Annotated in this window: 23 protein-coding genes and 2 pseudogenes; 15 read left to right on the forward strand and 10 right to left on the reverse strand. The window is 70.9% G+C overall.

Going from position 1 to position 25,417, the window contains the following annotated elements; translation table 11 throughout:
- Positions 1–11: 11 nt before the first annotated feature.
- A complete protein-coding gene (locus ITJ60_RS04960; RefSeq protein ID WP_194647169.1) occupies positions 12–1,433 on the reverse strand; it encodes a hypothetical protein in 1,422 nt (473 codons plus the stop codon).
- 99 nt (positions 1,434–1,532) lie between these two features.
- Here ITJ60_RS04960 and ITJ60_RS04965 point away from each other — a divergent pair, with 99 nt between their 5' ends.
- The 3 genes from ITJ60_RS04965 to ITJ60_RS04975 all read left to right on the forward strand — a co-directional run bounded on the left by ITJ60_RS04965 (position 1,533) and on the right by ITJ60_RS04975 (position 4,591).
- On the forward strand, positions 1,533–2,870 hold the full coding sequence (locus ITJ60_RS04965) for a uracil-xanthine permease family protein (protein ID WP_194647170.1): 1,338 nt from the start codon (positions 1,533–1,535) through the stop codon (positions 2,868–2,870).
- A gap of 368 nt (positions 2,871–3,238) precedes the next feature.
- The gene (locus ITJ60_RS04970; RefSeq protein ID WP_194647171.1) at positions 3,239–3,625 is read left to right on the forward strand and encodes an isocitrate lyase/phosphoenolpyruvate mutase family protein; all 387 of its coding nucleotides are present in this window, start codon (positions 3,239–3,241) and stop codon (positions 3,623–3,625) included.
- Between the two features lie 99 nt (positions 3,626–3,724).
- A complete protein-coding gene (locus ITJ60_RS04975; RefSeq protein ID WP_323749127.1) occupies positions 3,725–4,591 on the forward strand; it encodes an arginase family protein in 867 nt (288 codons plus the stop codon).
- Between the two features lie 13 nt (positions 4,592–4,604).
- On the opposite strand, the gene ITJ60_RS04980 is transcribed toward ITJ60_RS04975, so the two are convergent.
- Entirely contained in the window at positions 4,605–5,603 is a 999-nt protein-coding gene (locus ITJ60_RS04980) for an ornithine carbamoyltransferase (protein WP_323749107.1), read from the reverse strand.
- Between ITJ60_RS04980 and ITJ60_RS04985 the strand changes: the two genes are divergently transcribed.
- From ITJ60_RS04985 to ITJ60_RS05005, 5 genes are all read left to right on the forward strand, one after another.
- Positions 5,557–6,879 (forward strand): MATE family efflux transporter, encoded by a 1,323-nt coding sequence (locus ITJ60_RS04985; RefSeq protein ID WP_194647173.1) that lies wholly within the window; start codon positions 5,557–5,559, stop codon positions 6,877–6,879. The two genes, ITJ60_RS04980 and ITJ60_RS04985, sit on opposite strands and share 47 nt — an antisense overlap.
- A gap of 68 nt (positions 6,880–6,947) precedes the next feature.
- Complete coding sequence (locus ITJ60_RS04990) at positions 6,948–8,120, forward strand: lipopolysaccharide biosynthesis protein (protein WP_194647174.1); 1,173 nt, start codon at positions 6,948–6,950, stop codon at positions 8,118–8,120.
- Positions 8,121–8,417: 297 nt separating this feature from the next.
- Positions 8,418–8,831: a TIR domain-containing protein gene (locus tag ITJ60_RS04995; protein WP_194647175.1), complete on the forward strand. Its 414-nt coding sequence runs from the start codon at positions 8,418–8,420 to the stop codon at positions 8,829–8,831.
- A complete protein-coding gene (locus tag ITJ60_RS05000; RefSeq protein ID WP_194647176.1) occupies positions 8,831–9,304 on the forward strand; it encodes a hypothetical protein in 474 nt (157 codons plus the stop codon). Before ITJ60_RS04995 ends, ITJ60_RS05000 begins: the two co-directional genes overlap by 1 nt.
- On the forward strand, positions 9,301–9,591 hold the full coding sequence (locus ITJ60_RS05005) for a hypothetical protein (protein ID WP_194647177.1): 291 nt from the start codon (positions 9,301–9,303) through the stop codon (positions 9,589–9,591). The genes ITJ60_RS05000 and ITJ60_RS05005 overlap by 4 nt, the downstream gene beginning before the upstream one ends.
- A 207-nt stretch (positions 9,592–9,798) precedes the next feature.
- On the opposite strand, the gene ITJ60_RS05010 is transcribed toward ITJ60_RS05005, so the two are convergent.
- A complete protein-coding gene (locus ITJ60_RS05010; RefSeq protein WP_194647178.1) occupies positions 9,799–10,458 on the reverse strand; it encodes a hypothetical protein in 660 nt (219 codons plus the stop codon).
- A 949-nt stretch (positions 10,459–11,407) separates the two neighbouring features.
- On the opposite strand from ITJ60_RS05010, the pseudogene ITJ60_RS05015 reads away from it, so the two are divergent.
- Positions 11,408–11,569: pseudogene (locus ITJ60_RS05015) on the forward strand (integrase core domain-containing protein); the annotation flags it as partial.
- Positions 11,570–11,970: 401 nt separating this feature from the next.
- Here ITJ60_RS05015 and ITJ60_RS05020 read toward each other — a convergent pair.
- Entirely contained in the window at positions 11,971–13,098 is a 1,128-nt protein-coding gene (locus ITJ60_RS05020; RefSeq protein ID WP_194647179.1) for a LacI family DNA-binding transcriptional regulator, read from the reverse strand.
- Positions 13,099–13,204: 106 nt separating this feature from the next.
- On the opposite strand from ITJ60_RS05020, the gene ITJ60_RS05025 reads away from it, so the two are divergent.
- The 5 genes and pseudogenes from ITJ60_RS05025 to ITJ60_RS18770 form a co-directional block, all read left to right on the forward strand.
- Entirely contained in the window at positions 13,205–14,572 is a 1,368-nt protein-coding gene (locus ITJ60_RS05025; RefSeq protein WP_228509868.1) for an MFS transporter, read from the forward strand.
- A 9-nt stretch (positions 14,573–14,581) separates the two neighbouring features.
- Positions 14,582–15,277 carry an endonuclease NucS gene (nucS, locus tag ITJ60_RS05030; protein WP_017887754.1) on the forward strand — a complete coding sequence of 232 codons (696 nt, stop codon included), beginning with the start codon at positions 14,582–14,584 and terminating at the stop codon, positions 15,275–15,277.
- 139 nt (positions 15,278–15,416) lie between these two features.
- Positions 15,417–16,073: an HAD hydrolase-like protein gene (locus ITJ60_RS05035; RefSeq protein ID WP_123294473.1), complete on the forward strand. Its 657-nt coding sequence runs from the start codon at positions 15,417–15,419 to the stop codon at positions 16,071–16,073.
- Positions 16,070–17,410 (forward strand): CynX/NimT family MFS transporter, encoded by a 1,341-nt coding sequence (locus tag ITJ60_RS05040; RefSeq protein WP_416371904.1) that lies wholly within the window; start codon positions 16,070–16,072, stop codon positions 17,408–17,410. Before ITJ60_RS05035 ends, ITJ60_RS05040 begins: the two co-directional genes overlap by 4 nt.
- A 382-nt stretch (positions 17,411–17,792) precedes the next feature.
- Positions 17,793–18,338, forward strand: a pseudogene (locus ITJ60_RS18770) (ArnT family glycosyltransferase); the annotation flags it as partial.
- A gap of 1,395 nt (positions 18,339–19,733) precedes the next feature.
- On the opposite strand, the gene ITJ60_RS05045 reads toward ITJ60_RS18770, so the two are convergent.
- Together ITJ60_RS05045 and ITJ60_RS05050 are read right to left on the reverse strand one after the other, a co-directional pair.
- The gene (locus tag ITJ60_RS05045; RefSeq protein ID WP_194647180.1) at positions 19,734–20,567 is read right to left on the reverse strand and encodes an SDR family oxidoreductase; all 834 of its coding nucleotides are present in this window, start codon (positions 20,565–20,567) and stop codon (positions 19,734–19,736) included.
- Positions 20,568–20,604: 37 nt separating this feature from the next.
- Positions 20,605–21,243 (reverse strand): nucleoside/nucleotide kinase family protein, encoded by a 639-nt coding sequence (locus ITJ60_RS05050; RefSeq protein ID WP_194647181.1) that lies wholly within the window; start codon positions 21,241–21,243, stop codon positions 20,605–20,607.
- 54 nt (positions 21,244–21,297) lie between these two features.
- On the opposite strand from ITJ60_RS05050, the gene ITJ60_RS05055 reads away from it, so the two are divergent.
- Positions 21,298–21,666 (forward strand): VOC family protein, encoded by a 369-nt coding sequence (locus ITJ60_RS05055; RefSeq protein ID WP_194647182.1) that lies wholly within the window; start codon positions 21,298–21,300, stop codon positions 21,664–21,666.
- A gap of 9 nt (positions 21,667–21,675) precedes the next feature.
- Here the strand turns inward: ITJ60_RS05055 and ITJ60_RS05060 are convergent, their stop codons facing one another.
- The 4 genes from ITJ60_RS05060 to ITJ60_RS05075 all read right to left on the reverse strand — a co-directional run bounded on the left by ITJ60_RS05060 (position 21,676) and on the right by ITJ60_RS05075 (position 25,414).
- Positions 21,676–22,116, reverse strand: coding sequence for an NUDIX hydrolase (locus tag ITJ60_RS05060; RefSeq protein ID WP_123294468.1), 441 nt, complete (start codon positions 22,114–22,116; stop codon positions 21,676–21,678).
- A gap of 78 nt (positions 22,117–22,194) precedes the next feature.
- Positions 22,195–22,785, reverse strand: a complete 591-nt coding sequence (locus tag ITJ60_RS05065) for a TetR/AcrR family transcriptional regulator (protein WP_123294467.1) — start codon at positions 22,783–22,785, stop codon at positions 22,195–22,197.
- A 63-nt stretch (positions 22,786–22,848) separates the two neighbouring features.
- Complete coding sequence (locus ITJ60_RS05070; RefSeq protein ID WP_194647183.1) at positions 22,849–24,171, reverse strand: carboxylesterase family protein; 1,323 nt, start codon at positions 24,169–24,171, stop codon at positions 22,849–22,851.
- 10 nt (positions 24,172–24,181) lie between these two features.
- On the reverse strand, positions 24,182–25,414 hold the full coding sequence (locus ITJ60_RS05075; RefSeq protein WP_194647184.1) for an MFS transporter: 1,233 nt from the start codon (positions 25,412–25,414) through the stop codon (positions 24,182–24,184).
- Between the last annotated feature and the right edge of the window lie 3 nt (positions 25,415–25,417).

Raw genomic sequence — 25,417 nt, forward strand, 5'->3', positions numbered from 1 at the left:
TTCGAGCGGAGTCAGTCGCGGTGGGCTGCGCGACCACGGAGGACCCGCGATGCACCGAGACCGGCGAGACCGGCGGTCAGCAGCGCGGCGGCGATCCCGATCGGCGTGCGCGGGTCGTTGCCCGTGTACGCGAGCTGCTGCACGGTACCGCCGGTGATCCGACCAGCGGCGGCGTGCTGCGCGGCCGGGTGGGTCCCGGTGGACACCCCGGCGTCGGGTCCCTGCCCGGGCGTGGGCGCCGGGCGCGCCGGGATCCGTGGCAGGACCAGTCGCAGGGATCCCTGCTCGACGCCGTCGACACGCTGCCGTGCGACCACGGCGTCCTCGGGCAGGACCGAGCGCGGGACGACGAGCTCCCAGGTGCGCCCGGTCATCGTGGCGACGGGGCGGCCATCGGAACTCCGCAGCGGCTTGCCGTGGTCGTCCTCCAGCGAGACGACCCCGCCGATCTCGCCGGAGCCCGAGAGCTTCACCGAGCCGTCCGGGAGTTCCTCGGTGGTGCCCGTCAGGGCGATCGGCACGGTGACGCGTGCCTCGGTCGTGCCGAGCACCTCGGTGCCCTCGGACGTGGTGACGGTGACCCGGTGGAAACGAGCAGCAGCCGGGAACGGCACCTCGGCATGCCAGGTCGAATCGGCTGCGGTGGCGACCGTCACGGGTCGACCGTCAGCACCGACCACAGGGCCGTCCTGGTCCGAGAACCGCAGGGTCGTCCCGACGGGGGCACGGCCGTCGAGTGCCACCCGCTCGGTCTCCCGTGACGCCGTGGCCGTGGTGACGACGGCGGCCCCGGAGACCGTGTAGTCCTCGTCGACCCCGCCGTTCTGCGTGCCGTCGAAGTACTGGAAGGCTTCGACGCGGTGCTGCCCGAACGACAGGCCGTGCAGGGTGAACGACCAGCTGCCCTCGGCGTCGACGTCGGCCTCGCCCGCGGTCGTGCCGTTGTCCTTGATGACGAAGTGGGCGCCCGGGTACCCCTCACCCTCGATGCTGATGGTGCGGGCGATGCCGTCGACGGTTGCGAGCATCCCCGGAGGGGTCAGTGTGCGCAGCTCGACCGGCAGGTCGATCACCGTGCCGGTCACCAGGGACGTGACACGGACGACCCGTTCGCCCCGGCCGACGCGGACCTCCGCCGACCACGCGCCGCCCGGACGGACCTCCGTCGAGACGGACTCGACGCCGTCGCCCGAGATCGCGATGCTCCCGCCGACCGGTCCGGTGCCGGCGACCGTCACGATCCCCAGCCCGTGGTTGATCGACCGCACCCCGGCGGTGAAGTCGGCGGCGGGCGTCGCGGCCGTCGACGCGGCTGCGCCCGGCGCGGCCGTCGCCGCGGACGCGACCGCGACGGGCGACAGGGCCGCCGCAGCGGCAGCGAGCACCGCCAGCGCGATGCGGCTCGATCGGACGAGGGTGTGGGGCCGACGCATGGGTGCTCCTCCTGTGGTACGTCACACACCATATACAAGTTGTCCACAGCTGGGAACCGACGAGCGTCACGGGCGTACGGCTGCCGGTACGGTCATCGCATGGGACTTCCGTGGAAGCTGCACGGCGACGGCAAGACCGTCTCCGCGACGACGATCGTGGCACCGGACGAGCGACTCACCTGGGGCCGGACGATCGGTCTCGGCGTGCAGCACGTCGTCGCGATGTTCGGCGCCACCTTCCTGGTGCCGCTGCTGACGGGCTTCCCGCCGTCGACGACCCTGCTGTTCAGCGGCATCGGCACGATCCTGTTCCTGCTCATCACCGGCAATCGGCTGCCGAGCTACCTCGGGTCGTCGTTCGCGTTCATCGCGCCGATCGGCGCCGCGACGAAGATCGGCGGCATCCCCCTCGCCCTGTCGGGCATCATCGTCGTCGGTGCCCTCCTGGCGATCGTCGGGCTCGTGGTGCACCTGGCCGGCGCCGGCTGGATCGACCGCCTGATGCCCCCGGTGGTGTCCGGTGCGATCGTCGCCCTGATCGGGTTCAACCTGGCTCCGGCGGCGAAGGACAACTTCACGGCCGCCCCGGTGGTCGCGGTCATCACCCTCGCCGCGATCATCCTGGTCACCGTCCTGTTCAAGGGGTTGATCGGTCGCCTGTCGATCGTCATCGGCGTCCTCATCGGCTACGTCGCAGCACTGATCGGCGGTCAGGTCGACTACTCCAAGGTCGACGCGGCACCGTGGATCGGCCTGCCGACGTTCACCGCTCCCGCGTTCGACCCGTCGCAGCTCGCGATCTACCTGGCGTTCGTGCCGGTCGTGCTGGCGCTCGTCGCCGAGAACGTCGGCCACGTGAAGGGTGTCGGACAGCTCACCGGCCGTGATCTCACGCCCCTCACCGGCCGGGCGCTCTTCGCCGACGGCATCTCCACCGTGCTCGCCGGTGCCGGCGGCGGCTCCGCCACCACCACCTACGGCGAGAACATCGGCGTCATGGCCGCCACCCGCGTCTTCTCCACCGCCGCGTACTGGGTCGCCGCGATCGCCGCCGTCCTGCTCGGCCTCTCGCCGAAGATCGGTGCGGTCATCTCCTCGGTCCCGGCCGGCGTGCTCGGCGGTGCGACGACCGCCCTGTACGGCCTGATCGGTGTCATCGGCATCCGGATCTGGGTCGAGAACCGGGTCGACTTCTCGAAGCCGAAGAACCAGCTGACCGCTGGCATCGCGCTCATCATCGGCATCGCGGACTTCACGTTCGCGTTCGGCCAGGCGAGCTTCGGCGGCATCATCCTCGGCACCATCGCCGCGATCGTCGTGTACCACCTGATGGACCTGATCGGGCGGGCGCGCGGCACCGACGACGCGACGCCCGCTGCCTCAGAGGAAGCGCACGCCGCCACCGGCGGCGTCCCCGCCGAGCCGCGCGCCGACTGACGCAGGACGGCGGCTGGACGAGACCCGTCGCCTGAGCACGTGGGACCACCGGACGGGAGGCCCGTGCCGGCGCCGCCACGGGCCTCCCGTCCGTCACGACGCACGTCGACGACGTGGGCCGGCCTCGGCGCGGCCACGACGAGACACACAATCCGGGAGCGCGATCCTGGCTCCGAACGAGTGCCACGGCGCTGCTCACGATGAGCGCGGACTACCTCGACCTGCTCGACCGGTACGGAGTCGCGTGGGTGGAGCTGCGGACCGACAGCCCCGGACGGATCCCCCACCAAGACGACGTGCAGATCGTGCAGTGCCGCTGACCCACCCGTCGGACTGGCCGTTCTGAGCCGGTGTGCTGAGATTGCACGATGAGCACGCACCTCGAGCGCACGCGCACCTTCACCGCGATGCACGTCCCCGGCGCACCGGTCGTCCTGCCGAACGTGTGGGACGTCGCGTCCGCGCGCATCGTCCTCTCGGTTGGAGCGCGTGCGATCGCGACGACGAGCGCCGGCGTCGCCTGGTCAAGCGGCCACCGCGACGGCAACGACCTGACCCGGGACGGCGCACTGGACGCCGTTCGGCCGATCGCGGCGGCGGTCGACGCGAAGGGCCAGTCGAACGCCGAGATCGCCGCAGCGCTCGGCATCGGCGAAGTCACCGTCAAGACCCACGTCGCCGGAGTCCTCACCAAGCTCGGCCTCCGCAACCGCATCGCCGCAGCGATCTACGCCCACGAACACCACCTCAGCTGACCGACAGCGAGGCGGGCACGGTCTGACACACTCAGTCGGGTGATCGCGCTCGTCTCTGCCCCGACGAATCTCGGCCTGCGGCCACCAGAGCCAGGCGCGGTGCCCGGCACGGCGAAAGCACCCGAGGCGCTCCGCGAAGCCGGCCTCCACCGCCGGTTCGCGGAGCAGGGAGCTGCTGATGCCGGCGTGGTCCTTCCCGGCCGTTACGTCGATGACGACGCAACCCGTGCTCCCGGTGTCGTTCGCAACGAACGAGCCGTGATCGACCACGCGCGGCGGCTCGCCGACCGCATCGACACGGTGCTCGCCTCCGGAGCCGCACCGTTGGTCGTCGGCGGAGACTGCAGCGTGCTGCTCGGCGCCGGCCTCGCGATGAAACGACGGGACGGCGTCGGATTGGTGCACGTCGACGGCCACACCGACTTCCGGAACCCGGGCAACAGCGACGCGTGCGCGAGCGTGGCCGGGGAGGACCTCGCCGCCGCCGTCGGGCACCACTGGCCGTCGCTGTCCGACATCGACGGTGCCGGCCCGTACTTCGATGCTGCACGAACTGCTCACGTCGGCTGTCGCGACGACGACGCCGAGCTCGCGGAGGTCCGCTCGGTGCTCGGCGCAGTCGTCCCGACCTCGGAGTGGCGCGCCCGTGGCACTGCCACAGTCGTCAAGGCCCTGCGGACGACGGCGGGTGCGGCGGGCTACTGGTTGCAGGTCGACGTCGACGTGCTCGACGCAGCGGTGATGCCCGCCGTCGACAGTCCCGATCCGGGCGGCTGCACGCCACACGAGCTGATCGAGCTGCTCCGCGCGCTCGCTCCCCGTGCCGTCGGCGCATCGATCACCGTCTACGATCCGGATCTCGACCCGGACGGCACGCATGCCCGACTCCTCACAGAGGTCCTCACGGCCAGCCTCGGCAGCCTCGGCCGTGAGCTGCAGGAGCCGCGACCTGGGCCGGATCGGTGATCAGGACGCCTGCTCAGCCGAGGCCGAGGCAGAACGCCATGACGGCTTGCTGTACCGGGAGGAGTCCGGCCTTGAAGTCGTGTCCGACGAATGCGGCGTGTTCTACAGCGTCGACACTGACCTCACGGCCGCGCACGAACGGCGGACACGGGTTGAAGCGGACTCCCGGCGGCGCGAGGTCGAGGAGAGCCGCCGTGATCCGATACTGCTCGAGCGCGTCAGCATGCGCACCGGGACCGTCGGTGAGGACAACGTCCGCAGACCGAACAGCGGCCTCGAGGTCGTCGGTCCACGCAGCCCCCGGGGTTGCGAGTTCGGCCGGGCAGCACTGGATGAGGTCGAGTTGCAAGACGCGAGCAGCTTCCTGCCACGCCCTGGCGATGTTGCCGTCCGCGCCCACGAAGAGGAAGCGCATCACGGTGATGTCGCCCCGCTGCCGCAAGGCGTGAAGGTCGGACAGCACCTCGCACGGATGGTTGTCGTCCGTCATCGCGTTCACGACCGGCAACGCGTGAGCCGCGGCCAAGGCGTGGACCACGGCGAGGTCGTGGTGGCGCACCACGACGATGTCGACCCAGTTCTCGAGGTAGCGAGCGACATCTGACAGTGCCTCCGGCTTGTCGAGTGTCGTGTCCGGGAACACGATCGGTTCGAGCCCCATGAGCGAAGCGCCCCGCTCGAACGTGGCCCTGGTGCGCAGACTCGTCGGCGGGAAGAACATGACCGCCGCGCCCTCCGTCACGGGCCCCCGGCCCGCACGGAATGCGTCAGCCAGGTCGAAGACCGCGTCGACGTCAGATGCAGACCAGTCATCGAGCTTGACGAGAGAACGCATCCGAGCAGCGTAGGGGCCTGTGCACCGAGCCATCCAGCAGGACCGGCCAAGTCGACGATGGCGACCATCACCGGGTGTGCGAACGACGCCCGTGCCGCATCCCCGCCAGAATGGCCCGGTGCACCGACCGATGACAGCCGCAGTCACTGCCGAACGGCGTGCGGTCGACCGCGACATCGTCCGGCTGGCGGTACCCGCGCTCGGCGCGCTCGTGGTGGAGCCGCTGTTCCTGCTGACCGACACCGCGCTCGTCGGGCACCTCGGCGCGACGCCGCTGGCGGCCGTCGGACTCGCGAGCGCCGTGCTGTCGACGGTGACCGGCCTGCTGGTGTTCCTGGCGTACTCGACGACGCCGGCCGTCGCCCGCGCGCTCGGTGGTGGCGACCGTCGCGGCGCCGTCCACGCGGGCATCGACGGGATGTGGCTCGCGCTCGTGCTGGGAGTGGTGCTCGCGCTCGTCGGGTGGCCGCTCGCCGGGCCGCTCGTCGACCTGTTCGGTGCGTCGCCCGAAGTCTCGGCGGCGGCGACCGCGTACCTGACGGTGTCGCTCATCGGGCTGCCCGGGATCCTGGTCGTCACCGCCTCGACCGGGCTGCTGCGCGGGCTGCAGGACACGAAGACCCCGCTCGTCGTCGCGACCATCGGGTTCGTCGCGAACGGGCTGTTGAACGCCGTCCTGATCTACGGCGCGGGCTGGGGCGTCGAGGGGTCCGCCGCCGGCACCGTCATCGTGCAGTGGGCGATGGCGATCGTCTACGTCCGGATCGCGGTGCGCGCCGCGCGATCGTCGGGAGCGCCGCTGCGGCCCGGTGCCTCGGGCGTCGTCCGGGCGCTGCGGTCCGGGGCCTGGCTGTTCCTGCGGACCGCGTCGTTGCGGATCGCGATGCTCGCGACCGTCGGGGCCGCTGCCGGGCTGGGGACCACCGGGCTGGCGACGACGCAGGTCGGGCTGACCGTCTTCTCGACGCTGGCGTTCGCGCTCGACGCCCTGGCCATCGCCGGGCAGGCGCTCGTCGGGCACGGGCTCGGGGCGCGGGACCCGGAGCGTGTCCGGCTGGTGACGCGGCGGCTCGTACTGCTCGGGATCATCGGTGGGGCGCTGCTCGGGGCGCTGACCCTGGCCGTGAGCGGAGTGCTCGGGCCGGTGTTCTCCGACTCGTCCGCTGTGCAGGACGCGCTGCCGCTCGTGCTGGTGCTCATCGCCGTCGGGATGCCCGTCGCCGGGTACGTGTTCGTCCTCGACGGGGTGCTGATCGGGGCCGGGGATGCGCGGTACCTGGCGATCGCGGGCGGCGTGAACCTGGTCGTGTACCTGCCGTTGCTGTGGTGGGCCGGTTGGACGCTCGCGGGGCTGTGGGCGGCGTTCGCCCTCGGGTACATCGGGGTCCGGGCGGTGACGCTCGGGCTGCGCGCGCATCGGCGCGGATGGGTGGAACAGGCGTTGGCGCGGTGAGCGGGTCTGGTTCTTCCAGCGGGGCTTCTGCGCCTGTGGCTCCGTCGTCTTCTGTGGCGTCGTCGGCCGTGCTCGCCACGGTCGGGATCGGGGTGCAGGGCGTCGCGAAGCTGCTCGTCACCGTCGTCGTCGGGCGGGTCTTCGGCACCGAGACCCTCGGGCAGACCACGGCCCTGTTGTCCCTGTCGGTGTTCGTCGCGCTGCTCTGGCCGAACGCCGCGGGCAACACCGCCTCTCGGTACCTGGCGATCGCGCTGCGGGGTCGGCGGTCCGACGCCGCGGTGAACCGGCTGCTCGGGGTCTCGATGCTGGTGTCGAGCGTGGTGCTCGCCTCGGTCACCGTGCCGGTCGCGCTGGCCTGGGGCAACGGCCCCGGGATGGTGCTCGGTGGCGTCGGCGTCGTCGTCGGCTACGGCCTGTACTGCTACGCCCGCGGAGCGCAGCTCGGCTACGACCGGGCGCCGCGTGTCGCGCTGTGGGACTCCGTGACGAGCGTCCTGGCGCTCGGGTTGCTCGTGGTGGCGTGCGTCGCCCGCCTCGAGCCGTTCGTGCTGCTGCCCCTGGCCATCGGGTACACGGTGTTCGCGATCGCCTGCTGGCCGCGGGGCAACGGCTTCGCACCGGTTTCGCGCGAACCCGCTGCCGGGGTGCTCGGGTTCGCGGCGTGGAACGTGCTGGCGGTCGTGACGTCGAACGGGTTGCTGCAGTTGACGATGATCTCGGCGCAGGTGACGTCGTCGGCGCACGACGCCGGGGTCTACGCCGCAGGGTTCACCCTGGCGACGCCGGCGTCGATGCTCGGGCAGGCGTTGGGGCAGGTGCTCGTGCCGGCGTTCGCGCACCGGACGGATGGTGGGTCGTTGCGCTCGCGTGGGGCGCTCGTGCTCGTCGTCGGGTTCGCTGCGGCGTCCGCCGTCGTGTTCGGGCTGGTGGCGCTGCTCGCCGGGTGGTTCCTGCCGATCGTCTACCCCGCCGAGGGTGCAGCCGCCGTCGCCGACCTGCGGTACCTGATGGTCGCGGTGTGGGTGTTCACCGTCGGGCTCGTGCCGGCGGCATTGCTGCTCGCCGCTGGGCGCTCGCGCCAGGTCGCCCTCGCCTCGGTCGCCGGGTTCGTCGTCGGCGCTGGGCTCATGGCGGTGCTCGGACCGGTCGCAGGAGTCGCTGGTGGGACAACGGGGTTCTTGGTGGGCAGTGCGGTGAACCTGGTTGCGGTGGTGGGGCTCGGGGTGCGGCGGCGCTGACGCGACGCGCATGGGGAGCGTCGGTGCGCTGTGACCTTTAGCGTCACCTCAATGAGAATCATTGCGGACCAGCTACTCGAGAATTCCTTGGTCAGGAGGTGAGGGACGGCAGGGGAACCAGACCACCTGGGAGGAGGTCGCGGTGGACGACCCTAGTCGGACGCGCTTCGAACGCGAAGCCTGACGTCCGTCTCGGGTGCACCCAGGCGGGCGCGCCGGAGAGTCGGCAGCGCGAAGAACGTGAGGCAATGTCGGTGCCCGCTGCTATAGAAGAGGGAACTACCCGAAGGAGCAACGATGCCCAATCCCCGCGCTTTCCTCAGCTTCGACTTCGACCACAACCAGGAGTCCAAGATCCTGTTCGCCGGACAGGCCGATTCGAAGTCCCCGACTCCGTTCACCGTCGAGGACTGGTCGAGTAAGACCGCACTCCCGCAAGCCGTCTGGGAGCAGCGGATTAAGGAGAAGATTGCACGAACGAACATGCTGATCGTGCTTGTTGGACGATCCATGGGGAGCGCCTCCGGCGTATCGAAGGAGATCTCGATGGCCAAGGCGCTTAACGTCCCCGTGTTTGGCGTGTACGTCGACAACGCCTCATCCACGTCCACCCTGCCCACCGGTCTCTCTCGGAACCGTGTCATCACGTGGACGTGGCCAGGCGTAGGCGCCGCGATCATTCAGATGATGGGTGAAGGCAAGAACGCGTGATGCCCAGTCGGCGCCGGACTGCCGCCGCCCCCACGGACGTGCTTGAGCTCTACAAGCTGACAGTGGAGATGGCCGACCGCATCTCTGCGCGACGCGGGCAAGCCAATCAGTTCTACCTCGCTTTGCAGAGCACACTCCTCGGCGTCCCAGCCATCTTCAGTCTCCTCGGTAGGGATGAGTTCGATCCTCTTCGAGCAACACTCCTCGTTGCCATCGGAGCCCTCACCAGCATCACCTGGTGGCTTCAGCTGCGGTCGTATCGCGACCTGAACCGTGCAAAATTCAGTGTCATCAACCGCATCGAGCGAGACCACCTGCCGGTCCAACCGTTCAGCGACGAGTGGTCGTCGCTGAAACGAGACCCGCTTCCGAAGTGGCAGGGCCGCTATGCGGAACTCGGCACTGTCGAACGGTTGGTCCCGCTCGCGTTCCTCGTCCTCGAGGTGCTCGTCGGCGTTACCGTGTGGCTATGAACTACTTGGACTCGTTGGCAGGTCGGATCCGAGGGGAGCTGGCGCCCGATCTGCGGCCGGAGGCGCGGGAGGATGAGCTGTATCGTCTCTACGCCTTACTCGTGCTGGTCATGGGCCACCGCTGCACACTCGAGAACGTGCACGACGCTTGGTCCACGTGGATGACGGCTGAACAACCTGAGCACAAAGCGTTGGTCCCCTTCAACCAGCTCTCGCACGAAGCACAGCTCAAGGACATGCCTTACCTCACAGCGATTCACCGAGTAGCCGCGTCTTCTCTCCGCTGAGCACGGCTCCTTCTGTTCCCGCATTAGTGCCATCTGGCGTGACCAGAATCACGTAAGTCATCGTGAACCCTCACATTCTCGGGCGTCGTCCTCGAGTTGGTGTCGTCTCGGTAAGTGACCGGTCAGCAGAGGCGTCCATCTGCAACAGCCTGCGGCGCTGCTCAGCGATCCGTACCCGCGAGCGTTGCGGGACTGCCCGCTACGTAGTCAGTTGCGCCAAATTTGCCACCATCGCTTCGGTCCCTGACCGTATGAACGGGGGCTGAGGTACCTGACCCCGGACCGGGGCCGCTTCGGGATGCCTTGTCGACGCTCGGAGCGACGCACTTCACGGGCGCTGCGCCAGTAAAACCGTTCGATACTGAAGTCACTCGGAAGGATCGTCGGGTGTGCCCAGCGCCATAGGAACGACCGGCGAACGGAGTACAAACCCCAAGACCTGTAGTTGTTTGCCATTGCACGGCCGAACCGCTGTGCCCGTATCTCGGCTCTGACTGCTCGTCTCGAACCGGATCCTTCCGAGTCAAGTAGCTGCTCCGCGAAGCGCTTGCGGGATCGGTAGGTCTCCATCCTCAAAATGAAGTAGGCGCGCATGAACCGGGTAGGCCGACGGTCGAACATCTCGAGGTCGAATGGAGGTTCTGGCACCAGCACTGGTTGTCCAAGTTCGTTCGCCGAGCCAGTCACTTCCTTCTCAAGTTCGAGCAAGACCTCCCGAACCCAGGGGGCGCGCAACTGACGCTTGCGCTCAACACGGGCTCCGATGCCTGCGAAGAACTGCGCCAGAAGAGTGCCGGCTATCCCCACGAGCGCGCCGATCACCGCCGCGACGAGCTCCTCCGACGGCTTTGCGATGTCGAACCACATTGCCTCATCCTCGTGGATCGACACTCACCACGACGATCCGTCCACACCAATTCCTCGTCGACTGACCTAGAGGAGCCGGTTCTGTGCCTGGCCGTCTCTCGATGGCCCCATCATGCCTCCAAGCGTGAGACAAGGCACCAGCGCTGACGCTGGGACCCCACCGCCCCGATAGCCGATCGCCCATCGGACGGCGCGAAGGCGTCACGACCGTATCGAAAGTGCTTCAGCCGCCGGATCGATCCAGACGGAGCCTGGCCCGGGGAAAAGTTGTGGCACCCGATGGATCGGGGACACGAAACTCGTACGCCAGAGCGAGCCATCCCCAACCGACTGCCGCGTCGAATCCAACGAGTTCCCCACTACGTGGGTCCGACCAGCCCAACGCGTCGGTGAAGTAAGACCCGATGTGGAGCGAATCGGCTCCCGCCATGTCGATCACGGCTTCGTTGATCATCAGCCTCATGCGGATGTGGGGAGGCGCACCAGATGACGATTGCGAGTCAAGATAGACGCAAGTGGCGGGCGGGACCGAGAGGCCTACTTCGACCGCACGACAGCAAACGTGCTTCACCCAGTACTTGATGAGGTTCCTTCGGCCAGCACGCCACTCTTTGCCGAAGACGTCTCGGAAGGACAACTCGCCGCGCGTCAGCACGGCAGCCTCGTTCAATTCTAGGAAGCGCAAAAACTGATCGTAGGCACGGTCGAACGGCTGACTGCGGCGATTGTTGCAGTCCTTACACATCGAAGGCGGCCACTTGAGTCCGTCCGCCTTGGGCCCGCGCACCTCTTGGTGTTGCCCCCGAAGCTCCCATGAACGACGGCTGATTCGCCGCGCCACTCAGGTCCGTGAATGGCGCGAAGCTCGCTCGCTTTGAACTTGTGCTCGCGGGAGTCCGCCGCCTTCCCGCACCACCAGCAGGTCGGGAGGTTACTCATGCGAAGAGCGCGCTTCAACCGGACCCTCGCGACCGAGTGGGCCTATCGGCAGCCCTTCACCAGCAACAACGCACGTGCCGACGCACTTGCACCCTGGATCGAGCACTACAACACTGGCCGGATCCACTCGAGCCACGGGCTCACGCCCGCAGCCCGAGTGTCACTAACGTGATGACTCAGTACATCTAGTCCGGCGTCCAGCACGGGTCGGCCGTGATGTCGACCTCGGAGTCTGCAGGCCAGTGTGCGCAGTCGCGTACCCGATGCCGTGGTTCCTGCTGATGACGTAGCCAGCTCCTGTGCGGACCGGAGTCGAGACGAAGCTCCTCCGGTCCGTTCCACACCCCAGTGGGTCGCGCCGGCCGTGCGGTGAACGATCCCCTTCCGCAACGCTCTGCGCGCCGTAGTGTCGGAGCATATTCGGTGTCCTTCCGCCCTCCGCCGCCGCCCTCACAGACGAGGACCACGCCCTTGTCGAGGCAGCTTGTTCGACAATCGATGCCGTCACTGACGAGGCGGAACCGGTCAACTGTGCGCCAGGTTCTCGGTCTGGGGAAGCCGGACGGCGTGGGGTCAGCGCGAAGTGGGCGGCGGCCCCGTCGTGTCCCCCACCCGCAACTCCGAGACGAACGACGCCGGCTGCGGCTCCGCCCCCTCGAGCATGGCCAGGGCGGCACGGGCGGCGGCCTGTCCCTTCTGCACGAACGGCTGCACGAGCGTCGTCAGGTGCCGGATCGGCGTGCGGTGGAGCAGGCTGTCGTCCACCGTGATGCCGTCGAACCCGACGACACTGACGTCCTCGGGCACCCGCAGCCCGGCGTCGAGCGCGGCCGAGATCACCCCCACGGCGATCAGGTCACTCTGCGCGATCACCGCGGTGGGGCGGGGTCCGTCCGCGGCGAAGAGTTCGACGCCGGCCAGGCGCCCCTCTTCCACCGAGCTGCCAGCAGTCTCGATCGCGACCGCCGACGGGTACACCTCGCGCACGCCCCGCAGCCGTTCGAGCGTGGTGAACGCGATGCCCGAGGCGAACCGGTCGTCGTCGACCGGCCCCCGCCGACGAGCAGCATCGAGCGGCAGCGTCACCACCGTGACCGCAGTGTGGCCGAGGTCCTGCAGATATGCAGCAGCACGGCCTGAGGCATCCCGGTTGTCGAGCTGGACGGGGACGGCGCCCTCGATCTCGTCCGCCTCGATCGCGACGACGGGGATCTGTCGACGCCGCAGCACCGCCACGGCCGGGTCGATCCGGACGTTGCACCCGACGAGCACGACGGCGTCCATCGGGGCATCGACGAGGGGGCCGGCGCCCTGTTCGTCATCGAGCGGACTCCGGACCAGCAAGAGCGAAGCCCCCGCAGCCCCGGCCACCTCGGCGATGCCGTCGAGCGTCAGGACGTTCACCGGATCGCGGAACGCATCGCTCAGGCGCTCGTCCATCACGACGCCGATGACGCCGGAACGACCTCGGCGGAGCGAACGCGCACGAGGGTCGGGGCCGCCGTAGCCGAGCTCGGCGGCGGCGGCGAGGACTCGGGCCTTGGCGTCCTCGGACACCGGGCCGCTGCCGCTGAACGCGAGCGAGGCCGTCGACGGCGCGACCCCGGCGGCACGGGCGACCGCGGCCAGCGTCGGGCGCGACCGACGGGTGACGCCGCTGCGGGACGGCGACGCGCCGAGTGCTGTTGCCGGTTCGTCCATCGCCGGTTAGCGTAGCGGGAACGAGCGGTCGAATCGATTCGATAGCGGCCGACACCGAACAGAACGCGCACCGCGACCACCAGCAACGAAGCACGATGGGACCACCATGACGACGCCGTCCACCCGCACCGTTCCGACCACCAGGGCCTGGATCATCGCGGTGTTCGTGGTGTTCACCCTGTCCGGGCTCGACATCGCGACGTGGCTCGGCCGGATCCCGAGCGTCCGCGACTCATTGGGCGCGAGCACGTTCGAGATGGGTCTGCTCGTCCTGGGCATGGCCGTCGGTTCGATCGGTGGTCTGACCTTCGCCGGCCACATCGTCGCCAAGCTCGGCGCACGTCGTGGGATCCAGATCGCCGCCGCCTGTCTGGCGCTCGGCATGGTCTTCGCCGGCATCGCGGTCACGCTCGGGTGGGGCTTCGCCGCCATCTGGATCGCCCTGATCGCCTTCGGGTTCGGCAACGGCCTGTGCGACGTGTCGATGAACGTCTCCGGCGCCGCAGCCGAGAAGGCCGGCGGGCGCACGATCATGCCGCTGTTCCACGCAGCGTTCTCCCTCGGCACACTGGCCGGCGCCGGGCTCGGCGCCCTGGCCGAGCGGCTCGAGATCCCGGTCTCCGTGCACTTCATCGTGCTGGTCGTCATCACGAGCGCCGTGATGCTCGTCGCCGTCACGAAGTTCCAGGACGAGCACCGCTTCGCCGAGCAGGTCTCCACCGACACCAGTCCGGTCGCGACGCCGCTCACCCGCATGCAGGTCTGGGCGCAGCCCTCCACGATCCTGATCGGCGTGATCGTGCTCGGCATGGCCCTGGCCGAGGGGTCCGCGAACGACTGGCTGCCGCTCGCGATGATCGACGGCCACGGGCTCGACAACGCCGCCGGCGCCGGGGTGCTCACCGTGTTCCTCGCCGCGATGACCGTCGGCCGCGTCGCCGGCAGCCCTCTCATCGACAAGTTCGGGCGCGTCCCGATCCTGCGCATCAGCGCCGCCGTCGCGGTGGTCGGCCTCGGCATGCTCATCTTCATCGACAACGTGCCGCTCGCGATCGTGGGCGTCGTGCTCTGGGGCCTCGGTGCCAGCCTCGGTTTCCCGATGGGCATGTCGGCCGCCGCCGACGACCCCCGCACAGCAGCCGCCAAGGTCAGCGCCGTCGCCACCATCGGGTACGTGGCGTTCCTGGCCGGTCCTCCGCTCATCGGGTTCCTCGGCGAGCACGTCGGACTGCTCGGTGCGCTCCTGGTCGTCTTCGTGTTCATCATCGCGGCGGGACTCGCGTCGGGTGCTGCCCGTGAGACCGGCGCCGCCGCCCGGCCGACCCGCGGGGGCGGCGACGGACACGGCGGGGGCGACCCGCGCCTCCCGGCCGACAACGCCGACAACGCCGACAACGCCGACAACGCGACGAGCGCCACCAGCGCTGCCGACGCGACGAGCGCGCCGTCCGGGTCGGGACGCGACGCCCGTTAGGCTTCCCGGGTGCGTCTCGTCATCGCCCGCTGCTCCGTCGACTACGCCGGACGGCTCTCAGCCCACCTGCCGCTCGCGACCCGTCTGCTCATGCTCAAGGCGGACGGCTCGCTGCTCGTGCACTCCGACGGTGGCAGCTACAAGCCGCTGAACTGGATGAGTCCGCCGTGCTCGATCGAGATCACCGAGCCCGACGAGGAGCAGTCGGTCGCCGGCATCACCCAGGTGTGGACGGTGACGCAGAAGAAGACGCAGGACAAGCTCATCGTCTCCCTGTACGAGGTCGTGTCCGACGAGACCCACGACCTCGGCGTCGACCCGGGCCTGGTGAAGGACGGGGTCGAGGCGCACCTGCAGCAGCTCCTCGCGGAGCAGATCGAACTGCTCGGCGACGGCCACACGCTGGTCCGCCGCGAGTACATGACCGCCATCGGGCCCGTCGACATCCTGGCGCGCGACGACGCCGGGGCGAGCGTCGCGGTCGAGATGAAGCGCAACGCCAACATCGACGCGGTCGAGCAGCTCACGCGCTACCTCGAACTCATGAACCGCGATCCGCACCTGCGTCCGGTGCAGGGCGTGCTGGCGGCACAGACAGTGGCACCGCAGGCGCGCACCCTCGCCGAGGACCGCGGCATCCGCGTCCTCGTGCTCGACTACGACGCGATGCGCGGCATCGAAGGCGGGCACACCCGCCTGTTCTGACCGCGGTCGCGGCGCGGCGCGTTGGTGCGTTGCTGCGGTTGCCCGCCGCCGCCCGACCGGGAGGCCCGGCGCACGTCCGCCTCGTCGCGCGCCGCACCAGGGTGGTCCCGTCGACCGCCGCCGGTAGGGTGGGCAGGACATGACCAGCCCGTTCTCCGCCATCCTGTTCGACCTCGACGGCACCATCAGCGACTCCGCGCCGGGCATCCTCGAGAGCCTGACGCACACCTTCCGCACCGTGGGCGTCCCGGTGCCCGACCACGACACCCTGATGTCGTTCGTCGGCCCGCCGATCATGGACACGTTCCGGGTCGCGATGGGCATGGACGAGGCGCAGGCGGAGCACACCCTCGCCGTGTACCGCGAGCACTACTTCTCGCACGGGGCCCTCGACTCGACGATGTTCCCCGGCATCGACGTCGTGCTCCGCACCCTGCACGACGCGGGTCTGCCGATCTCGACCGCGACGAGCAAGCCCGAGACGCCGGCGACGTACATCCTCGAGCACTACGGGCTCACCGGGGACATCGACATCATCACGGGCGCCAGCGACGACGAGGTCCGGTCGAGCAAGGCCGACGTCGTCGAGGAAGCGCTGCGCCGCCTCGACGCCCGCGGGTTCGACATCAGCCGCCCGGTGCTCATCGGCGATCGGGTGCACGACGTCGAGGGCGCCACGGTGCACGGTGTGCCGGTGGTCTTCGCCGAGTGGGGGTACGGCTCCCCCGCCGAGGCCGAGGGCACCATCGCCACGGCAGCCACCCCGCTGGACCTGCTCCCGATCCTGCTGCCGTGACGGACGGGACCGGCACGACGGACGGGATCGACGCGACGAGCGGTCGCGGCCGGACCGGCGCGACGCGGCAGGGGCTGCGCGCCGCCGCGTGGGTGCTGCCCGCCGCCATCGTCCTCATCGCACTGAACTTCCGCGGGCCGATCGTCGCGACGGCCCCGGTCATCGGCGACGTCCGGCTCGACCTCGGCCTGACGTCCACGATCGCCGGGCTGCTGACGACGATCCCCGTGCTCTGCTTCGCCCTGGCGACACCGTTCGCCAGCTGGGTCATCGCGAAGGCCGATCCCGAGCGTGCGGTGTCCCTGTCGCTCGTCATCGTGCTCGCCGGCACCGTGGTGCGATCCATGCCGTCGTCCGCCGCGCTGCTCATCGGCACCGCGGTGATCGGCATCGGCATCACGATCGGCAACGTGGTGATCCCCGTCGTCATCCGGCGGGACACCTCGCCGGAGCGCGTCGGCCTGGTCACCGGCGTCTACACGTCGGCGCTCAACGTCGGGTCGATGATCACGTCACTCGCGACCGCTCCCCTGGCGGCGCTGTGGGGTTGGCCCCTCGCGATCGCCGTGTGGGCGGTCTTCGCGGTCATCGCCGGGTTCGCCTGGACGTACGCAGTGGGTGCCCGGGCCGCGTGGCGCCGCCCGGTGCGCTCCGACGACGACGAACCCCTGCCGATCACCGGGCCGATCGACCAGGTGCTCGACACCGGGGCGATCCGGACGATCCGCGCCGACCGAGCCGCGGCGGCCGCTGCTGCCACCGCCGCCGAGCCGGTCCGCCCCGCACGACGGCTCATCACGTGGGGGCTCACGCTGGCCTTCGGCGGCCAGGCGTTCTCGTACTACGCCCTGACCGCCTGGATCCCGACCCTGCTGCACGACGAGATCGGGTTCTCGAAGGCGTCGTCCGGGGCGAGCTCGTCGGTGTTCCAGATCCTGGCCGTGGTCGGTGCGCTCGGGGTCCCGCTGCTCGCGGCGAAGTGGCGGCCGCGGGCGATCATCGCGCTCGTCGCGTTCCTGTGGCTGGCGATGCCCCTCGGGCTGCTCTTCGCCCCGCAGCTCTGGTTGCTGTGGTCGGTGCTCGGCGGCGCGGCCCAGGGCGGCGGCATCACCGTCATCTTCATCGTGATCGTGCGGATCGTGTCGAGCGACGCCGATGCCCGTCGGATGTCCGCGTTCGTGCAGGGCGGCGGGTACCTGATCGGCTCGGCCGGACCGCTCGTCGCCGGGGCGCTGCACGGTGCGACCGGGGACTGGACGGCACCGCTGCTCGTCGTGCTCGTGTCGGTGCTGACGCTCGGGGTCGTCGGCACGATCGCTGCGCGCCGCGTGTCCTGAGCGGCCCGCTGCGCGTCCATCGAGTGCGCAGGAGACGTCGGGTCCGCTCGTCCGAACCGTCGTCTTCTGCGCAATCGTCGACCGGGCCTGAGACGGCGTTCCGACTCGGCCCCGGAACCGCTGTGCCACGAGGCCCACGGCCGCGAGTCGTCACAGCGCAGCACCCGGCTTCGCGGCGTTCCGGCGGCGGGGTCCCGGCGCACCGTCAAGCCGGACGGCCACTGTCCAGAGGGTGGACACCGAACGACCGGCACGGTGGCGGGACCAGCCCGTCGCGGCGCTGCTCACCCTGCTCGCCATCGCCGCCGGGATGACCGTGCTGCTCAGCTGGAACCTGGGCCGGGGCGGCGACGCCAGCTTCTACGAGGCGTCGGCGAGGTCGATGTCCGAGTCGTGGCCGGCGCTGCTGTCCGGTTCCTTCGACCCCTCGGCGACGGTGACGCTCGACAAGCTCAGCGGCTTCGCCGTGCCGCAGGCGCTGAGCCTCCGGCTGTTCGGACACTCGACCGCTGCCCTCGCGCTCCCCCAGGTCGTCGAGGGGCTCGTCACCCTGTGGGCCTGCTCGCTCGTCGGACTCCGGTGGGCCGGGGTCGGCACCGGACTCGTCGCGGCGGCAGCGGCTGCCTCGACACCGATCTTCGTGTCGGTGTTCGCGCACCCGATGGAGGACGGCATGGTCACCGCCGCACTCGCCGTGGCCCTGCTGTGCTGGCAGCACGCCGCACTGACCGGGCGCTGGTGGCCACTCGTCGCCGCGGGCCTGGCCGTCGGCGTCGGCTTCCAGGCGAAGATGGCGCAGGCCTGGTTCCTCCTGCCGGCGCTGCTGCTCGGCACCCTGCTGGCCACGGCGCGGCAGGACGGCGGCCCGCTCCGCCTGGGCATGCGGGTGGTCCGCGCCGGGGTGTTCGGGATCGTCGCGGTCGGGGCGTCCCTGTCGTGGGTCACGGCGCTCGCGCTCACCCCGGCGGCATCACGGCCGTGGGCGGACGGCTCCACCGACGACAGTCCGCTCGCGATGGTCTTCGGGTACAACGGCATCGACCGGTTCCTGCCCGGCGCGGTCCCCGGGTCCGTCCGGTCGTCCGCCGTCCCGCTCGGCCCGCACACCTGGCGCGGCGGTGCGGCCGGGGTCGACAAACTGCTCGGACCGCACCTGGCGTCGCAGGTGGCCTGGCTCCTGCCCGCGGCGCTGTTCGGCGTGGTGATCGCTGCCGTGGTGCTCGTCCGACGGCGAGTCCGACGGCGAGTCCGGAGCGTCGAGCACTCGTCGACGGAGGTGTCGCGCGCCATCGCCGGCACCCCGTTCGGGAACGCCTTCGACACCAGCGCAGGATCCGCCACCCTGGTCGTGCTGGTCGTCTGGCTCGGCACCGCGGCGGCCGTGCTCTCGGTGGCCGCGGTGCCGCACACCGCCTACGTCGCGGCGATCGGCGTGCAGCTCGCCCTGCTCGCCGCACTCGGGTGGCGCGGAGCGGTCGGCCTCGTCCGGGCACAGTCTGCGTGGCTCCGGGCACTCCCGGTCGTCCTCGCCGTGGCACAGCTCGGGTGGGTGGTGTTCCTCGCGCGGGGCACCACGATGCCGCGCGTGCTCGCCGGCCCCGCGATCACGGTCTCGACGGTCGCCGTCGTCGCGACGGTGGTGTCGGTCTGGTGGCGACCCCGCTGGGAGGCGACGCGCGGACCGGGCCGACACCGGGCCTCCCGGACGGCGATCGCGATCGCGACAGCGGTGGCGGTCGTCACCGGCCCCGCGGCCTTCTCGCTGCAGGCGCTCGACGCGACCCGGGACGGCAGCGGCGTCGACGCCTCCGTCGGGCCGTGGCCTGCGCGCTGGCCGATCCCAGCCGGCAGCCCGGACGTCTTCCACGTGTCGCACCCGGACCCGTGGGGCGGGTCGACGCCGTACCCGGGCGCACTCCGCCGACTCGTCGCGGCCGCGCGACGCGTGGAGGGGTACCGGCACGGTGAACCGCTGTTCCTGACCGACACGTGGCGCATCTCCGCGCCCGTGATCGCGGCGACCGGGCTCCCGGTGCTGACGGACGGCGGCTTCTCGGGCAGCGTGCCGGTCTTCACGACGCAGCAGATCCGCCGCAGGATCGCGGACGGCCTGCGCGTCCTCGTCGTCGAGGCCCACGCGCCCCGCACCGATCCGGTCCTGCGCGCCGCTCTGGCCGGAGGCTGCCGCGACCGCACCGGGTTCGTGCGGCACGCGCACCTGCCAGTGCGACTGCGTCAGGCGAACGGGATCACGTGGACCGTGTGGCACTGCGGGCTGCCCGGCCCGTCGGTCGGTCCGCGTGGACCCCACGCCGGCCACGCATCAGCGCGCGGCGAGCACCTCGCGCAGGGACATCGGCGCCCGGCCGGTGATCCGCTCGACGTCGCCGGACACGTGCGCGAGAGCTCCCTCGGCGATCGCCGTGTAGGTGCTCACCCACGCATCGGCCTGCCACGGCTCCGGGTTCCACCGCGCACGTGATGCGTACGCCTCGTCAAGGGTCTCCGGGTGGTAGCTGACGGTGCGGCCGCGGACCTCGGACACCACCGCCGCGGCTTCGGCGAGCGTGATCGCCGCAGGCCCGGTCAGCTCGTAGGTGCGGTCCGCGTGCGCACCCGGGTCCAGCAGTACGGCCGTAGCGACCCGGGCGACGTCCGCACGGGCGACCGCCGCCATGGCGCCGTCGCCTGCCGGGCCGCGGATCACGCCGTCCTCACCGACCAGGTCCTCGACGAAGTCCAGGTAGAAGCTGTCCCGCAGGAACGTGTACGCCGTGTCGGTCGCGCGGATCGCCTGCTCGGTCGCCCAGTGGTCGCGGCCGAGGGTGAAGGTCGCGTCCTCGGCCGCGCCGAGGAACGACGTGTAGACGACGTGCCGCACGCCGGCTTCGGCAGCTGCTGCGACGAAGGTGCGGTGCTGGTCGAGCCGGTCCTCGGCCTCGGCCGCCGACACCATCAGGAGCACGTCGACCCCCTCGAGCGCCGCCCGGCTGGCGTCGGCGTCGGCGAACGTCGCGACCGCGACCTCGGCGCCGGGCAGCTCCGGGGCGCGCGCTGCGTCGCGCACGATCATCCGGAACGGCACGCCGTCCGCGGCGAGCGCGCGTGCGACGGCGCCCCCGATGTTGCCGGTCGCTCCGGTGATGGCGATGGTCATGGTCGCTCCTTCGATCGGTGTCGCGTCGTTCTGATGGTCACGTCCGCACCGTCCTGGAGGCACGGATCACCGTGGGCGCGACCCTCGCCGCGTTCACACCGTCGACCTCCACCGCCCACGCGCGCGCGGCGTCGTGGTCGCGTCCGTGACGCATGTGCCGACCGACCAGGCGGTCGACCCGAACCCCGTCGTCGACGGCGCAGAACCAGGTCTCGGTGAACAGACCGCCGAGCGCTGCCCACGGTTCGGCGTCGTCGAGCAGGTAGTTCCCCTCGGAGACCACGAGCCGAGCGGTCGGCGGGACGGCGATGCTGCCGGCGACGGGCTCGTCGATGCGGCGGTCGAAGTCCGGCGCCCACACGGTGGTGTCGGCAGCGACCAGTCGTCGGACCAGGGCGACGTAGCCGTCGGCGTCGAACGTGTCGACGGCGCCCTTGCGGTCGTGCCGGCCGAGGGCGTCGAGCGCCGCGTTCGACAGGTGGAAGCCGTCCATCGGCACCTGCACCGCGGTGCCGGCCCCGAGTCGCTCGTCGACGGCGGCGACCACGCGGCGGGCCAGGGTCGACTTGCCGGCACCGGGGGCACCCGCGATGCCGAGCACTGCCCGGGGCCCCGCCGCGGCCAGCTCGACCGCACGCTCGACGGCGTCGTCGACGCTGCTGTCCGGGTGGCTCACGGCCCCATCCTGGCAGAGCGCGCCGACACCGGACCGGGGTGGTTCACTGGCCGCATGGTCGATGCGACGAAGGCGTTCAGCGGGTTCTCGGTACGGGACGTCCCGGAGGCGAAGGCGTTCTACCAGGACGTCCTGGGGGTCGAGGTCACCGAGGACCACGGCATGCTCTTCCTGCAGCTCGGCGACGGCCACGGTGTCCTCGTCTACCCGAAGGGCCCTGCGCACGAACCGGCGGCCTTCACGGTGCTGAACTTCCCCGTGCCGGACGTCGACGCCGCGGTGGACGAGCTCACCGCGAAGGGCGTCACGTTCCTGCAGTACGAGGGGATGACCGACGAGAAGGGCGTGAACCGCAAGGGCGGGCCGCTCATCGCCTGGTTCACCGACCCGTCGGGCAACGTCCTGAGCGTCCTCGCCGAGTAGCGCGTCGCGTCAGCGGGTGAGCGCGCCCGCCCACGCCAGTGCGACGGGTACGAGCAGCCCGTGCCGGTGGTGCGGGAGCTCGGCGATCGGCAGCCAGCGCGACTCGTCGGTCGACCCGTCGATCTCGTCGCGCAGTGTGCCGCCGACGACCGTCGCGCGGAACACGACCTGCACGGCCTTCATCGGGCGACCGTTGGCGTGGATCCGGCGCTCGGCGGGGACGACGTGGTGCCGGACGCCGAGCAGGGCGCCGACCTCGGACTCGTACCCGGTCTCCTCGCGGACCTCGCGCACGACGGCCTGCTCGACGGTCTCGTCGAACTCGACGCCACCGCCCGGCAACGTCCACGTGCCGGCTTCGGGGAAGCGCAGCTTCGCCAGGAGCACCCGGTCACCGTCCGTGATCACGCCGTACGCGGCGAGCCGGGTGTCGTAGTCGGTGTACTCCATGGGCCGACCATGCCAGGTGGGCGAGCCGACGCACGCAAGCCGCGCCGTGCCTCCCGTCCGTGCTCCCGCCCGGAGTCCTCAGGCGTCGACGCGCGCTGCTGCCCAGCCGACCCGCATCCGGGCGACGGCGCGGTCGAAGCCGCTCAGCGGCTCGGCGTCGTCGCGGACCATCGCCTGCAGCTGCAGCCCTTCGAACAGTGCCATGAGCTGCTCGGCAGCGTGCCGGGGCGAGGCGCCCCGCGGCTCGCGTGCAGCGACGACGTCACGGACCAGGGCGAGGGTGAGGTCCTCGAACGCCCGGGTGTACTGGGTGCGGAACCACCCGGCTGCGGGGTGGCCGGGGTTCGACGCAGCGCTGAGCACGGCGATCCGGAGCCGGACGAGGGCCGGGTCCGTGATGCCGGCCTCGAGTCGGGCGCGCAGGTACGCGACGGCACCGTCTCGTTCGGCGACGGGCCACAGCGCGAGTCGGCTGCCGTTGTTCCACCGGTCGATGACCGCGACGACGAGGAGTTCCCACATCGGGAACGCTCGGCTGACCTCGGCGACCGGCACCTCGGCGTGCTCGGCGACCTCGTCCGGTCCGACCCGGTGGAAGTCCGTCGCGCGGTACGCCTCGATCGCACCGGACACGATGCGTGCACGGAGATCGGCGTCGGGCGTGGGCATGCAGACGATTGTCCGGTCCCGGGGACGACCACGCGACCGCCAGTTCAGGGGGCGCGAAGACGGTCAGTACCGGTCGAAGGTCAGCGTCTCGTCGTCCGGGGCGGTGACGGCGCCGGTCCGGGCGAACTCGGCCCAGATCGCACGGAAGGCCCGGCCGCGCCGCTCGACCTCGGGCCAGTCGCGCTCGGGGACGAAGCGGGTGCCGGCCCAGGCCTCGCGGCCGCCGAGCAACAGCGGCAGGTCGCTCATGTGGACGGCGCCGGTCGGCGCGGTGGTCACGCCACGGACGAGCCGGTAGGACGTCGCCCGCCCGCCGGCTCGACGGTGCCGCGCGGTGAAACGTCGGACGTCGCGGCCGTAGATGACGTCGGAGAGCGGACGGACCACCCACCAGCGGAGCGCCGGGCGCAGGATCCGTGACCGAGCGACCCGCGACAGACCGCGGACCAACGGCACGTACATGCCGGTCTCGTCCGTCGCGGAACCGATCAGGACGTCGACGTCGGGAGCGACTCGGCTCCAGGCAGCGTCGAGGTCGCGTTCGGCGGGCAACGGGGCGAACCCGTACTGGGTGCCGAACGGCATCCCGCCCGCGAGTCCGTACGGCGCAGCAGCCCGGGTGCCGAGGGCCTGCCGTTCGAGCAGGTCGTCGAGCGGGGTGTCGGCGTGCACGGCACCGACGGCCCGGATCATCGCGCGGTTCATCCGGGACCGACCGCGGGACAACCCGAGCGGTGCGCTCTGGATGATCGCCCGGCGGAACAGCCCGGCCGCGCCGTCGCTGATCATCAGGTGGGCTGCTGCGTCGCCGCCGGCCGACTGCCCGAACACCGTGACGAGGTCGGGGTCGCCCCCGAACGCGGCGATGTTCGCCTGCACCCAGCGGAGCGACTCGAGCAGGTCGAGCAGTCCGAGGTTCGCCGGGATCGACGCCCCGTCACCCAGGAACCCGAGGACTCCGAGCCGGAAGGTCACCGACACCACGATCACGCGCTGCTCGGTCACGAGGTCGCGCGCGTCGTAGATCGGCAGGTCGCCGCCGCCGATGACGTACGAGCCGCCGTGGATCCAGACCATCACGGGCAGGCGCTCGTCGGGCGTCACATCGGCGGGCAGTGTGATCGACAGGCGCTGGCAGTGCTCGTCGACGGTGATGTCCTCGACCTCGCCGAGCAGCTGGTCGACGAACTGCGCGTGCGGCTGCGGCGCCACGGGGGACGGCGTCGATGCGTGCAGTTCGCTCGCGAAGGGCGGCATCGGCTCCGGCGGCGCGAACCGGTCGGCCCGCGCGTAGGGGATCCCGAGCACGCGGACGACGCCGCCGTCCACCGTCCCGACGATCCGGCCGGCCGGGGTGTCGAACGGGGCAGGCGTCGCGTCGAGCATGGGCTCCACGCTACCGAGGGTCGCTGACCCGCTCGTGGGTCGGCTCGGCGACCGGACGCAGCGACCCGGATGCGGCGAAGGCGGCCACGAAGAGCACGGCGATCAACCAGAGTGCGCTGAGCGCGCCGACCTGCTCGGCGATCGCGCCGATGACGGGCGGGCCGGCGAAGTTCGCGAAGTACCCGATCGACGCGACGACGCTGACCCGGGCAGCCGGGTTCGGGCCGCTCTGCGCCGCTGCCGACATGCCGAGCGGGAACCCCATCGAGACGCCGACCGCCCAGAGGACCACGCCGATGAGCGTGAGCCACCAGGTCGTGCCGACGATGAACAGGACGGCGCCGAGGATGCCGAGCGCGGTCGTCCAGCGGACCGTCCGGACCCGTCCGAGCCGGTCGACCACGGGGCCGGCGAAGACGCGCGTCGCGGCCTCGGAGACGGCGAACACGGTGAAGAAGAGTGCGCCAACCGTCGCTGTCTGGCCGTGTCCGTCGGTGGTCGCCAGGGCGAGCCAGTTGTTCGCCGACCCCTCGCCGAGTTCGACGCCGAGCATCACGACGCCGATCAGCAGCAAGCGGACGTCCGCCCAGCCACGCGCCCACTGCCGCAGGCGCTGCCGCGGGGTGAGCGTCGTGTCGTGTTCCTCGGCGCGCGTGCCGTCCGGGATCGCACGCATCGCGATCACGCCGACCACCAGGATGACGACGGCCTCACCGATCAACTGGGCCGAGGGGGTGATGCCCAGCCACGCGCAGAGGGCGGCGATCCCGGCGCCGAGAGCCGCGCCTCCCGACCAGGCGGCGTGCATCAACGGGAGCAGCGTGCGACCGGCGAGCGCCTCGATCGCCGTGCCCTCGACGTTCGCCATGACGTCGAGCGCGCCGATCCCGGCACCGGCGACGACGAACCCGACGCTCGCGAGCGGCACGGAGTGCAGCGTAGCGGCGACGCCGATGAGCGCCAGCGCGGCGGGGACCAGAACGGCGACCGCCGTCAGGGCACGTCGGCCGCCCAGGCGGCGGAGCAGCGGGGCGGCACTGAGCAGCCCGCCGATCGAGCCGATGGTGACCCCGCCGAGCATGAGGCCGATGGTGCCGATGTCGACACCGAGTTCGACGCGGAGCTCCGGGAGCCGTGGACCCCAGCCGGCCAGGCTGATCCCACCGATGGCGAACGCGACGATGATCGCGTTCCGCCACCCGGCGAGCTGGCTGCGGTCGACGTCGACCCCGGAGGTGTGCATCCG

The organism is Curtobacterium sp. VKM Ac-2884 (genome assembly GCF_015350945.1).
Lineage (GTDB): Bacteria > Actinomycetota > Actinomycetes > Actinomycetales > Microbacteriaceae > Curtobacterium.

Excerpts from the sequence above, each read along its gene's own strand:
- ITJ60_RS04960 (WP_194647169.1), bottom strand. The coding sequence starts at position 1,433 with ATGCGTCGGCCCCACACCCTCGTCCGATCGAGCCGCATCGCGCTGGCG.
- ITJ60_RS04965 (WP_194647170.1), top strand. The coding sequence starts at position 1,533 with ATGGGACTTCCGTGGAAGCTGCACGGCGACGGCAAGACCGTCTCCGCG.
- ITJ60_RS04970 (WP_194647171.1), top strand. The coding sequence starts at position 3,239 with ATGAGCACGCACCTCGAGCGCACGCGCACCTTCACCGCGATGCACGTC.
- ITJ60_RS04985 (WP_194647173.1), top strand. The coding sequence starts at position 5,557 with ATGACAGCCGCAGTCACTGCCGAACGGCGTGCGGTCGACCGCGACATC.
- ITJ60_RS04980 (WP_323749107.1), bottom strand. The coding sequence starts at position 5,603 with ATGTCGCGGTCGACCGCACGCCGTTCGGCAGTGACTGCGGCTGTCATC.
- ITJ60_RS04995 (WP_194647175.1), top strand. The coding sequence starts at position 8,418 with ATGCCCAATCCCCGCGCTTTCCTCAGCTTCGACTTCGACCACAACCAG.
- ITJ60_RS05000 (WP_194647176.1), top strand. The coding sequence starts at position 8,831 with ATGCCCAGTCGGCGCCGGACTGCCGCCGCCCCCACGGACGTGCTTGAG.
- ITJ60_RS05005 (WP_194647177.1), top strand. The coding sequence starts at position 9,301 with ATGAACTACTTGGACTCGTTGGCAGGTCGGATCCGAGGGGAGCTGGCG.
- ITJ60_RS05010 (WP_194647178.1), bottom strand. The coding sequence starts at position 10,458 with ATGTGGTTCGACATCGCAAAGCCGTCGGAGGAGCTCGTCGCGGCGGTG.
- ITJ60_RS05020 (WP_194647179.1), bottom strand. The coding sequence starts at position 13,098 with ATGGACGAACCGGCAACAGCACTCGGCGCGTCGCCGTCCCGCAGCGGC.
- ITJ60_RS05025 (WP_228509868.1), top strand. The coding sequence starts at position 13,205 with ATGACGACGCCGTCCACCCGCACCGTTCCGACCACCAGGGCCTGGATC.
- ITJ60_RS05035 (WP_123294473.1), top strand. The coding sequence starts at position 15,417 with ATGACCAGCCCGTTCTCCGCCATCCTGTTCGACCTCGACGGCACCATC.
- ITJ60_RS05045 (WP_194647180.1), bottom strand. The coding sequence starts at position 20,567 with ATGACCATCGCCATCACCGGAGCGACCGGCAACATCGGGGGCGCCGTC.
- ITJ60_RS05055 (WP_194647182.1), top strand. The coding sequence starts at position 21,298 with ATGGTCGATGCGACGAAGGCGTTCAGCGGGTTCTCGGTACGGGACGTC.
- ITJ60_RS05060 (WP_123294468.1), bottom strand. The coding sequence starts at position 22,116 with ATGGAGTACACCGACTACGACACCCGGCTCGCCGCGTACGGCGTGATC.
- ITJ60_RS05065 (WP_123294467.1), bottom strand. The coding sequence starts at position 22,785 with ATGCCCACGCCCGACGCCGATCTCCGTGCACGCATCGTGTCCGGTGCG.
- ITJ60_RS05070 (WP_194647183.1), bottom strand. The coding sequence starts at position 24,171 with ATGCTCGACGCGACGCCTGCCCCGTTCGACACCCCGGCCGGCCGGATC.
- ITJ60_RS05075 (WP_194647184.1), bottom strand. The coding sequence starts at position 25,414 with ATGCACACCTCCGGGGTCGACGTCGACCGCAGCCAGCTCGCCGGGTGG.